Raw genomic sequence first — 11,338 nt, forward strand, 5'->3', positions numbered from 1 at the left:
GATGCTCGCCAACCACACCCCACCCTGCTCAGGCGTAAGAGCGAACCGGCCACGGATCATGCCGTCCCTCGTCTGCGCGATAGTGAGGGAGCGCTGCTGCTGGAGCCGCTCATCCCGTGGCTCGGCACCATCGGGGTCGATGATCTCCCGCAAGTGGAGGGCGAGCCTGGCCGTCTGATCGGTCGTCAGACGATGCGTGATGGTCTCGTCGACGAGCGTCTGCTCGGCGGAGGCCACGACATCGGGGCAGCAGCCGCGGTCGGCGAGTTCGCCGCACCGCTTCACGATGACGGCCGCGGTCTCGACGGCGAGGACTCCCTCATCGAGCCGCTGCGCAACCAGCGGGAACGGGGCCGGACCCTCACCACCACCCAGGACCACCGCACCGCGCATCCTGCGCCCGACCTCCAGCCGCGCCCTGCTCTCCTGCGCCGACGTACCCGTCACGCCCGCGACGAGCTTGACCGGGCTCGTGAAATTCTGCGACCTACTCAGCCCCTCATCACCAAGCTCACTGCGCGACCGCACCGCAACCTCACCGGCGACCCGCACCTGCGCCGCACCCACAAGCCGCCCAACCACCTCGACAGCAGCCATCAACTCAAGCACCTCATCGTCGCTCGCACCCCCAAGCCCCGCCCCGACCCCACCCACAACACCACGAAGATCGTCAGCGATCTCCCAGAGTCGAGCAGTTGCGGTCATACTGAGATTCTATCAGAAGACGCTGATCAAAGCTCGTTTTCACGCCGCCTTCTTCGCGTCTCGGAATGTGATGATCTTGAGGTCGTATCGCGCCTCCACCATCCCGCGCTTTGGCACGTTCATCGTCTGCATGAGCCGGCGCAGGCGTATCGAATTCATCGGCCTGATTTCACAGTTAAGCAACTCGCTCGGTGCGTCGAGTGCCCCCGAGGTGCCCGACGACTGCCTGATAAGCGTTTCTAGCGAACGACGATAGGCGTCTGTGCCGAGGTCTTGCTCAGATCTGAGTAGCCAGGGAGCGATCCTGTCACAGTGACGCTGATCTTGTGTCCGATCTGCGCTCTGGTTGGTGTGAAGGTCGATTTGGTTGCCCCGGTGATCGCCTTGCCGCTGGCAATCCACTGGTAGCGCAGCGTCGTGCCGGCCCTCCATCCTCCCGTCTTGACGGTGAGCACGGTCCCGACCTTTGGCGTTCCCGCGATCGTAGGAGCAGCCGCGGATTGTGTGCCCTTCGCCACGATGGTGGTCTGAGCAGACGTTCTCGTCACAGTCGTGTACCCGGCAAGGGTTCCCGTCACGCGCACGCTGATCTTCTTCCCGACCTGAGCGGCTGTTGGGATGAAGCTGGAACTCGATGCCCCTGCAATGGCCTTGGAATCAGCGAACCATGCGTACGTGAACTTGGTGCCAGCGGTCCACGACCCGGTCTTCGCGGTCAAGGCGACGCCGGTCTTCGGTGTGCCGCCCACCGTTGGGGTGGGCGCGATCAGGGTTCCTTTGGCGATGGCGGCAGTTGACGCCGACTTCGTCGTTCGACTGGTGTACCCGGCCAGCGTGCCCGTGACGCGCACGTCGACTTGCTTGCCGAGCAGTGACGCGGTCGGCGTGAAGGTGGATTTCGTTGCACCGGGCACGGCGACGCCTCCGGCTGTCCACTGGTACGTCAAGGCTGCGCTGCTGGTCCAGGTTCCGGCTGTAGCTCTAAGGGAGGCACCCACGGCGGCTGATCCCTTGATGGTCGGGGTGCCTGCTGTCAGCGTGCCTAGTCCGACCGCGCCGGTGGGCGCCGTCGTCACTGAAGTGGGGTCGTATCCGGTGAGGGACCCGGTAACGCGCACGGAGATCTTCTTGCCCACGGTCGCCGCGGTCGGAGTGAACGACTTCGATGTCGCGTCGACCACATCCACTCCATCGGCAACCCACTGGTAGGTGAACGTGGTGCCTGCTGGCCAGATTCCGGCCTTAGTGGTCAGCTGGCCGCCGACGACAGGCGACCCGGTGATCGTCGGGGATCCTGCCGGCAGGGCAGGCCGAGTGGTGAGTGTGACGCTGGCAATGGTTCGGAATTCTGTGGTGCCGTTTCCGAGCGAGTCACCGAGGGGGTAGAGCGTGATGTTCCAGAGCCCTGGTGCGGCTGTGGAGGGGATGGTGATGGTGCGTTGCCAGGTACCGTTCTTCGTGGTGCCGGAGACGAGACTCATCTGTCCGAACCCGGCGCCCTGAGTTGTCGTGGTACTTCCCGCCGTGATGAACGGTGCCTCGACGCCCGAGGGATCGCTCGCCTTGAGGGTGACCGTGAAGGTTGCCGGTCCGTCCTTCAGGTTGAACCTGTTCTTGTCGACGCTCGCGCCGAGGAACGTCGGCGGGCTGGTGTCGGCAGGAGCTGCGGCATTGAGGGTGACACTAGCGATCGTCTTGAAATCGGTGGTGCCGTTGCCGAGCGAGTCGGCGAGAGGGTACAGCGTGACGGTCCACAGGCCCGGGGCGGCCGTGGCCGGGATGGTGATGGTGTGTTGCCACGTGCCGTTCTTCGCAGTGCCTGCGACAAGGCTCATCTGTCCGAACCCGGCACCCTGACTTGTGGTTGCGCTTCCCGCAGTGACGAACGGCGCTTCGACGCCCGAAGGATCGCTCGCTTTGACGGTGACCGTGAATGTCGCGGGTCCATCGCCGAGGTTGAAGGTCTTCTTGTCGACGCTTCCGCTCACGAAGGTCGGAGGCAGCACGTCCGCTGCGGCATTTGCGGTGCCGGCGCCGACTAGCGGTGCAGAGAGCAAACCGACCGTGGCGGCCGCTACCACCAGAGCGCGCTTGAGCGGAACGAAACCCTTCACAACTACCCCCCACATCGGTCGCGTGCATCGGTGCATACGCGACCTCCAGAATCTAGCAGTGCCGAGATGCTGTCGTTGCCTTCCTCGACACGAGCGCATGATCATGACCCTGCGATGGTGCCGTACCGACCGGTAGAGCTGAGCGATGGAGACCGCTGCTACCCTGACCACATGCTCGCCGACCCCTCCGTCTACGAGGAACTCGCCGCCTTCGTGGACGAGCGCGACTGGGCCCAGTTCCACACCCCCGAGAACCTCGCCAAGAGCATCTCCATCGAAGCCGCCGAACTCCTCGAACCCTTCCAGTGGACTCCGGATGCGGCCGACTCCGACATCCGAGACGAGCTCGCCGACGTGCTCACCTACGCCTACCTCCTCGCCGCCCGCCTCGGCACAGACCCCGACACCCTCATCCGCACCAAGCTCGCCAGGACCCGCGAGAAGTACCCCGTCGACAAGTCCCGCGGCACCTCCGCGAAGTATGACCAGCTCTGAGATCGTCCACGAGCAGCCAAGGTCTCGACTTGCACTAACCTGTGACGATCAGCATCGTCGGCTGAACATCTACTGGGGGGCAGATGCGTACATATACGCGATTGAAGTGCAGGCGTCTCCGCGAGCCGCAATCTGCGGCTGACGTTCCGAAGGAAGCGGGCGTTAGCTCAGAAGAGTCTATGGCTGTGGTGCACGAACGCTTGTCAAGTACGTCTTGGATCCCCGAGCATCGACTCCACGAGGGTGACTACGTCAAACTTCTGACGCTGGCAAAGTCGGATCGTGTGCCACTGCGGAACGGCGAGCTAGAAGACCGCTTGAAGGCGGTTCGGGGAGCTGCCATCAGCGATCCGAGAGTCGAACTCCTCGCGGCGAACACCCTCGACCTGCTCGTTCAGATCAAGCACGGCATTCAACTCGATGGATTGATCGCGAATAACATTCTCGCGCTGGCTGATCCTCATTCAGGATGTTGGGGTCTCGTCACTGTCGATCGGGGCGCGGTCGACATTCGCGTCCGATCGCAAGAGGTTACGGCGCTTCGCGAGGGAACCGTGAATCTGCTCTCGGTCTTGAACGTTGAGGACCGTCTGAGCGAGCGTGCCTTTCTTTCAAGAGGCCAGGACGTGCTCGAAGTCGACGGGAAGTCGATTCAGTCGAATCGAGGTGGCGAGGAGGAAGCCAAAGGCACGGTTCACGTTCTCGGGCGGTTGGGGTTTTACTTCTACGCCGCGAGACGGCCCGGCCCGATCGCGTTACTCATCATCAGCGCGGCTCTTCTCGCGATCTCGCTAGCCATGCTCGTTGTCGGCTTGATCAATACGAGCCTTGCAATGAGCCAGGTGTACGTATGGATTCACAACACAATCGATCGAATCTTCACCGGTGCCCTCGGAGCCGCCCTCGTTACTATTGTGACCACTGCACAATCTTTGCTGCGCTATCGACGACTCAGCGGAACGCGAGTCGTCATCGACTGGGTGTAAGAAGACCCCATGATGCCGCGCACGTATTTTGAGCGCCGACCGCGACGAGAGCGGTCGTTCGACGCCTCAACGAAGTGTGACCAGCTCTGAAATCGTCCATCTCCCGTTCGACCGGGCGGAGGTCTCCGTCTAGGCCCGAAGCGGCGACAAGCGCATCACCAATTGGTCTGTGGTCTACATCCTCGACGACGACACGGGCCGCGGCTCGAAGGCATCAGCCCGCCGCAAGATCTACGTAGGCGAATCCCTCAACGTAGCCGCCCGCATGCGCCAGCACCTCGCGAGCATCGAGCGCAGCCACCTCACCAACCTCCGCGTCATCCTCGACGAGACCTTCAACAAGTCCGTCTGCCTCGACCTCGAGTCGTTCCTCATCGAGATGCTCAGCGGCGACGGCGCCTTCGAGGTGCTCAACCGCAACGACGGCATCGTCGATGCCGACTACTACAACCGCGCCTTATACCAAGACACCTTCGACGCCATCTTCGACCGCCTGAAGCTCGACGGCGTGTTCACTCGCACCATCCCCGAGATCATCAACAGCGACCTCTTCAAGCTGAGCCCCTTCAAATCGCTCACCGACGACCAGGCCTCCGCCGTCGAGGGCGTCGTGAAGAGCCTCTTCGACGATCTGCGCAGCAACGACCGCAGCACCACGGTCATCCAGGGCGACCCCGGCACCGGAAAGACCGTCGTCGCGATCTACCTGCTCAAGCTACTCGCCGACATCCGTGCATCCACACCCCTCGACGCCCTCGACGACGACGGCGACTCCCTCTTCTCCGAGTTCTTCACCGACGAGCACCGGATGCTCCTCCGCGACCTCCGCATCGGCTTCGTCGTCCCGCAACAGTCGCTCCGAACCTCAGTGCAGAAGGTCTTCCGTAAGACCCCGGGCCTCAACCCGTCGATGGTGCTGACAGCATTCGAGGTGGGGGAGTCTGAGCTCGACTTCGACCTGCTCATCGTCGACGAGACCCACCGCCTCAACCAGCGGTCGAACCAGCCGTCGGCGGCGCAGAACATCAAGTTCCGCGACATCACCGCGAAGCTCTTCGGAACCGACGACGTCACGAAGACGCAGCTGGACTGGATCAAAGCCAAGAGCACCCACCAGATCTTCCTTCTAGACGCGGCCCAGAGCGTTCGCCCGCACGACCTCCCGACCGAACTTCTCAACCAGCTCGTCGCCGAGACGAAGTCTGCCGCCCATCACCATCCGCTCCTCTCCCAACTGCGCGTACGTGCCGGCGCCGACTACGTCGGTCACATCCGCCGAATGCTGGGTGCCGAACCCACCTCGGATGGGCGGCCAGCCGCATCCGTCGTCCCCGATTTCGGCGAGTACGACTTTCGGATGTTCGATGACGTCACCGAGATGCGCACCGAGATCGAGCGCCGAGACCGCGAAGTCGGCCTCTCCCGCCTCGTCGCCGGCTACGCCTGGGAGTGGACGACGAAGGCTAAGAAGCCGGGCTACGACATCGAGATCGGTGAGTTCCGGATGCGCTGGAACAGCACCCAGACTGACTGGATCGCATCGCCGAGTTCGCTCGACGAGGTGGGTTCGATCCACACGGTGCAGGGCTACGACCTCAACTACGCCGGCGTCATCATCGGCCCTGACCTTCGCTTCGACATCGACACCGGCCGCATCATCGTCGACCGCGCCTCCTACTTCGACAAGAAGGGCAAGGAGGCGAACAAGGCGCTCGGCCGCAAGTACTCCGACGACGACCTTCTCTGGTACATCCAGAACATCTATGCGGTGCTGCTTACGCGCGGCATCCGCGGCACCTATATCTATGTCTGCGACCCAGTGCTGCGCGAGCATCTGCGTCGGTGTGTGCCTGCGGCCTAACCTCGCCGCACCTAATCGGCGTCGTCGACGTACCTCTGAAGCAGTTCCTTGACCACGTCGGTCAAGGTCCGACCCTGTCGCGCAGCCTTGTCCTGAGCAGCCGCATACAAGTCTGGTGGAATCCGAAACGACTTGTGTGGCGTCTTGGGCTGGTTGGGCATTGACTCATCGTGCCAGATCCACGCCTCTTGCTGGGTGTACATCCACCTTCTATCATGGGTGGTATGACACCTTCAGCTCTATTTAGTTCTGTGGTCGTACCGAAATACCTCGCCGACGCCTTCGAGGATCGCGCGAATTGGGACGGCCTCTGCGCCGAAGAAGCGGTGATTCGCTTGCTCGCAGATTGGGTGAACGACCCCGAACCTAAGACCGACCGGGTGGATCTACCCAAAGTGCTCTACGAGGTTGAGCAGGGGCTCGCAAGCGATGGATGCGCGAACTTTATTCGTGCTCGGTACGGAACTACCAAGCTTCGGCGATGCCGGAATTGTGGCATCCGAGTCGCAAAGTCGCAACGGATCCTGCCGTGGAAGGCGTGCTCGGAGGATTGCGCCGACGAACTATGGATTCGCGCCAATTGTGTCGGCGATCCCGAATGATCGTGCGAATGGTGCTTGCGTATCAACTAGGGGACTCTTAGACCATGACCAAACTGCAAGTCGTCGCTGCGGTGTTCATTCGTGACGGTAACGTCCTCGGTTGTCGGAGAGCGCCAGGCCGGGTAGCCGCTGGTCAATGGGAATTTCCCGGCGGCAAGGTGGAGCCAGGCGAGGATCCGCGATTCGCACTTCAGCGCGAGGTCGCTGAGGAGCTTGGAATTGATGTGACCGTTGGTGATCTGCTCGATAGAACGCCCACCGCCGTCGGAGAACTCACCATCGATCTGGCTTGCTACGGGATCACTGAATACTCACTCGAACCGATCGCGAGCAGCGACCATGATGCCCTCTCCTGGTTTGCGCCCGAGGATGTTTTCGCGGTGAGTTGGGCGAAGCCAGACTTACCCATGGTGAGAAAGATCGCGGCCTGGCGAATGTGGCGGTCTCAGAATTCGGCAGTCAGCTTTGAGAACGTAGATCCGTCACGTGCGTAGACCGCGATACCCAGACCGTCGCAGAGGCTGAGTAGGTCCTCATCCGGCGAGCCGGGGAGCAGGATCGCGGGGCGCGCCGTCAGCCCGAGGCGGTTCGCGTTGTGGGTGTAATCCAATACCTGACCAATGGCTGCGCGAACGCACTTGCGGGCTGCCGACTTCTTAGCTTCAAACAACTCCGACGTGGTGCTGTCGAAGAGGTCTGGTTCGACGAAGCTCGTCCCAACTGGAATTCTCTTCCGCTGCAGGTCGTGCCCCATTGCCCTTCGCCACGATCCGAAGTCGGACTGAAGCTCGAACTCGATCCGCGACGCAATCCGTCCTGGTTGGGATATTGGGCTGAGTAGATAGTCGTCCGACCCCGGCGCGCTCCAATCGTGTGACTGGATCTGGAGAATGCGCTCGCGGCCAAGGGGCGGCACGAGTTTCAGGTCGGCGTCGAGCGGAGCGAGACTGAAAATAATCCCCTGCCGGATGTCGCCCATCACATCAGGTATATCTCGCCACTCGAATGGAGGGTCGTCGAGCGTGAATGCGCCGACATAGGTTGCGTGCGTGTCTTTGGTGCGGAATAGGCGGATTGTCTTCCCGTCTCGTGGCGAATCCAGGAGGGCAAGATTTCCTCGCGTGAGCGTCTGTGGCCCGATCCGACCCTCGCCGGTATAGGCGTAAATTCCGTCTTCGCGAGCACCCTCATGTAGGTCGTAGCCGTACTTGACGCCTTTGGCTGGGTCAGTGAAGACCAAGATGTTGCTTGATTGCGCCGGCGTTGAGATCCCCTGTTGCTGTTGACCACCGTAAAGCGCATGCACTGCTCGGCGTGTCATCATCTCGCCGATCTGGATCGTCCACGTCATCGCTGCCCCCTGCTACAGGCTAGCGGTCGCTGAGTAGTTACTACTCAAGTCCCTTCCCGGCGCATCCTTCTGAGCATTCACCGAGCGGATCTAGGTTGCCCAGGCGGCGAGGATGGTGCAGCGCGTCGAGGACAGTTGTCGGGACGCCGTGGCCATCAGCAGCGGCGCATTTGCTCCACCCCTGTCCCGAGGCTATTCGGGCCGCCCAAGAGGATGGCGTTCGGTGTGCCGCTTGTCTGCATTCGCGCCAAGATCCTGCCAGGCACGCACTCCGATGGCGTGATGAAGAGAACTGTCCTGGTCACCCCGGCCAGAGCCGCGCCTGACAACGCATCGGGGAAATTCGTGCCCAGCGCTAGAAACACGTTCTGGTCCTCTCCCCGGTCTACAAAATAGTCGCCCAATTCGGCCGATACGTCGTACCGGGTGGCGCCCGAGATGCGGTTGAGACCCATGTCGAGTGACCGGATGTCGTCATCCAACGCGGGCAAAATCGAGTTTGGTCCTCCGATCACCCACGCGGATTGCGAATCGAGCTGTTGCAAGAGTGCTCTAGTCGGCGCATCCAGCCTGGTGTTCGCTCCGTTGACCAAGACCACGACTCCACCATTTGAGGCGGCGGCTGAACCTGCTGAGAGCGCGTCCGCGAAGCCGCGCCCATCGGCGAAGAACACTCTGATGCGGGACTCGCCAGTCGTGGGGTCCGGCGTGATGGTGGGTGCGGCCAGACGTGCCAGCTTTCGAGACACCTCGTACCGATCGGCTCCACCGATTCGTTCGATCTCTGGCGCGAACTGCGCGAGCCGGGAATAGGTCTCGCTGCTGACCGAGTTTGGCCCCCCGACTACGTAGATCTTCTGCGGTTTCAAACGGACCAACTCAGACGCGATGGTCGCAGGGACACTACCCGGTGTGACCAGCAGTACCGGACCGCCCAAGTGGGCGGCCACGGGTCCAGCACTCAGCGCATCCGGATAGTTGGTGCCATCCGCAATGAAGACTGCTGGCACGCCCGCCTTGAAGTGACTTGCGGAGATGTTGGCAGAAGCCTCGAAGCGGTCGGCGCCGGAGATCCGCTGCACGGTTCGCGCGGCCCACGGAAATAGAGTGGTGCTGTAACCGGTCAGCTGGTCACCAGGTGACGGCTGGATGAGCGTGGCTGTCGATCGTGTGGGCTGATTCGGCCAGTATTGCGGGCTGTACATCTGCCCGCCTCCGATGTCATTCGTGTAGTCGGAGAACAGGAGGGCTTGAGGAGCGTCCGGCACGCCGATCATGAAGTAGCTGCCGCCCGTAACCGTTGCCCAAGTTCCTTCTTCCCAGGTTCCGTCCGGATTTCGGATGAACGTGACGACCTGCTGCACATTGTTGTTGAAGTAGGCGGTGGTCTCTACGACGCCCTTGATCGAGGCTCCGGCAATCATCCCGACGTTCGCAACCATGTCGGCTCCGTCTATCGTGAGCACCTTGGCCTCGGAACGGAACGGAGTGTCGCCCCACCACGTCGGGGCTAGCCCGACGTCGTCTACTGAGTACGGCGAGTGGTATTCGGAGAAGTGGATTCGATAGTCCCCATCTTTGAGACCTTCGAGTCGGTAGTCACCCTTCCAGTCGGCAGTGCCGAACTGGGCGTAGTAGCCATGCTCGTCGTACACGGTGATCTGGGCTTGGACGCCGAAACTGTTCTGGCCCGCGGGACTCAGGTTGGATACGTGCCCCGAGATGGCATGCGTCTCGGTCTCGGCGGCTGCTGCGGATGCTGTCGAGATCGCGATGGAACCGGCAACGAGGCCTGCCATCGCTATAGTTGCGGTGATCGTCGATCGGATCCGTGCCACTTGTGCCCCCTGGAGTCTGTGCGATCAGCGTATTCGACGCTTGACTGGCGAGGTGTTGGCTGGCATTCCGACGCCGGAACCGGCGTGGTCCATCGCAGGCACCTTGTCCTTCACCCGGATCTGCATCGCTGCGCCCTTCAGTCGCCACGCGAGTGAGCGATGAGCAGCAACTACTCATGGTTCCCCACGTTCCTCAGCGAGCAAGCTGTCGGCATGCCCGCCTAAGAGCGGGTGGAAGAAGGGAATGATCATGCCGAGCTTGCTGCGACGGATGACGATGACTGCGGCGTTTGTATTGGTACTGAGTGGTGGTGTTGCTGCGAGCCACTGGGCTCCGCCGGCTGCGAATGCAAGTCTCTCGGCGTTCAACTGCGTGATTTCCGTCGATCATCCACACGCGTCTCACCACGTCGGCGGCACCATGAACGTGGAGGGCCGTGTGGAATGCGAGCAACGAATGGAAAGCATCTACATTCGGCTGTACCTCCACAAGCAGGGCGGCGGAGAGTGGGCGGGCACTCCCGGCTCGAGGAACAACGCGAGCTACCTGAAGGCGAATGCAGCTGCGCCGTGTTCGGCCGGGCCGGGGCAGTACTGGGGCGAGGCTCGAGTCACGGCCGTTCCGCCCGCGGGATGGTCGCCACGTTCGGCGACGGGGTGGGCTAACGGCTTCGTGTTGCCTTTAGCGTGCGGAAACTCGCTCACGGGCGAAGATGACGGCGACGTTCTCGGGACTACCGTTGTGCGCAGCACGATTCGATTTGAACCGAGCGCCTAGGAGTAGGTCGTGATTGCAGAGCCTGTTGATCCTCGAGACGTCCGTCAGGATGTGGATCACCCGGTGTACCGGGTGTACTTCTGGCATCAGCCCGACCCAGCGTGGGGGGCGCACTCGTGGGAGTGGCGCATCCGGGACGCCCGGGATGTCTTCGAGGTCATCGGGTGGGCGGAGGCAGAGCGGGGGGAGCGTACTTACCAGTTGTTCGTGGAGGAACTCATGGAGGAGGGGAACGCGGCCGAGGGCGTGCGGCTTGTGCGGTTGGCGGGGGACGATCCCACGCGTGCGGGAGAGGGCGTCAACATCACCTTCACGAGAGAGTGAGCGGTGGTCATCACACCAAGCGTTCCCTGGGAGCTGAGCGACTTTCGGGTAAACGGCCGCCGGTCGAACCTATCTGAGGCAGGCCGGCGGCATCCGGTTCGATTCTGAATTCGTTCTGGTTTCGCTCGAACTGGAGCCGCTCCGTGGATAGATCGGGCGAGGCATGTCGCCGGTCTCGATCTTCGTCGAGCTGCGCGGCCGATGATGTGGAGTACTCGACTGGCAGGCGGTCGAAGATCTGATTCATCGCGCTGGTGCGCATGGAGGTGTGCTCATTGACGGCG

The 11,338-nt window shown here is 62.1% G+C and carries 11 protein-coding genes; 6 read left to right on the forward strand and 5 right to left on the reverse strand.

Annotated features, from left to right (window positions below):
- Window positions 1-705, reverse strand: a 705-nt coding sequence (locus N1031_RS00005; protein ID WP_259477529.1) for a DUF222 domain-containing protein, incomplete at its 3' end; no start/stop codon positions are given.
- A 239-nt stretch (window positions 706-944) separates the two neighbouring features.
- Window positions 945-2,819 (reverse strand): hypothetical protein, encoded by a 1,875-nt coding sequence (locus N1031_RS00010; protein WP_259477530.1) that lies wholly within the window; start codon window positions 2,817-2,819, stop codon window positions 945-947.
- Between the two features lie 171 nt (window positions 2,820-2,990).
- On the opposite strand from N1031_RS00010, the gene N1031_RS00015 reads away from it, so the two are divergent.
- The 5 genes from N1031_RS00015 (at window position 2,991) to N1031_RS00035 (ending at window position 7,257) form a co-directional block, all read left to right on the forward strand.
- Window positions 2,991-3,314 carry a nucleotide pyrophosphohydrolase gene (locus tag N1031_RS00015; protein WP_259477531.1) on the forward strand — a complete coding sequence of 108 codons (324 nt, stop codon included), beginning with the start codon at window positions 2,991-2,993 and terminating at the stop codon, window positions 3,312-3,314.
- A gap of 179 nt (window positions 3,315-3,493) precedes the next feature.
- Entirely contained in the window at window positions 3,494-4,300 is an 807-nt protein-coding gene (locus tag N1031_RS00020; protein WP_259477532.1) for a hypothetical protein, read from the forward strand.
- 169 nt (window positions 4,301-4,469) lie between these two features.
- Window positions 4,470-6,161, forward strand: coding sequence for a DNA/RNA helicase domain-containing protein (locus tag N1031_RS00025; protein WP_259477533.1), 1,692 nt, complete (start codon window positions 4,470-4,472; stop codon window positions 6,159-6,161).
- A gap of 224 nt (window positions 6,162-6,385) precedes the next feature.
- Window positions 6,386-6,763: a hypothetical protein gene (locus N1031_RS00030; protein ID WP_259477534.1), complete on the forward strand. Its 378-nt coding sequence runs from the start codon at window positions 6,386-6,388 to the stop codon at window positions 6,761-6,763.
- A gap of 44 nt (window positions 6,764-6,807) precedes the next feature.
- Window positions 6,808-7,257: a (deoxy)nucleoside triphosphate pyrophosphohydrolase gene (locus N1031_RS00035; protein WP_259477535.1), complete on the forward strand. Its 450-nt coding sequence runs from the start codon at window positions 6,808-6,810 to the stop codon at window positions 7,255-7,257.
- On the opposite strand, the gene N1031_RS00040 is transcribed toward N1031_RS00035, so the two are convergent.
- A complete protein-coding gene (locus N1031_RS00040; protein ID WP_259477536.1) occupies window positions 7,209-8,114 on the reverse strand; it encodes an SRA domain-containing endonuclease in 906 nt (301 codons plus the stop codon). The genes N1031_RS00035 and N1031_RS00040 overlap by 49 nt on opposite strands.
- A gap of 155 nt (window positions 8,115-8,269) precedes the next feature.
- Window positions 8,270-9,913 (reverse strand): cell wall-binding repeat-containing protein, encoded by a 1,644-nt coding sequence (locus N1031_RS00045; RefSeq protein ID WP_259477537.1) that lies wholly within the window; start codon window positions 9,911-9,913, stop codon window positions 8,270-8,272.
- Between the two features lie 826 nt (window positions 9,914-10,739).
- Here N1031_RS00045 and N1031_RS00050 point away from each other — a divergent pair.
- Entirely contained in the window at window positions 10,740-11,054 is a 315-nt protein-coding gene (locus N1031_RS00050; RefSeq protein WP_259477538.1) for a hypothetical protein, read from the forward strand.
- Between the two features lie 10 nt (window positions 11,055-11,064).
- On the opposite strand, the gene N1031_RS00055 is transcribed toward N1031_RS00050, so the two are convergent.
- The gene (locus tag N1031_RS00055; protein WP_259477539.1) at window positions 11,065-11,316 is read right to left on the reverse strand and encodes a hypothetical protein; all 252 of its coding nucleotides are present in this window, start codon (window positions 11,314-11,316) and stop codon (window positions 11,065-11,067) included.
- Between the last annotated feature and the right edge of the window lie 22 nt (window positions 11,317-11,338).

It is taken from the genome of Herbiconiux moechotypicola, from assembly GCF_024979255.1.
In the GTDB taxonomy this organism is placed as follows: Bacteria; Actinomycetota; Actinomycetes; order Actinomycetales; family Microbacteriaceae; genus Herbiconiux; species Herbiconiux moechotypicola.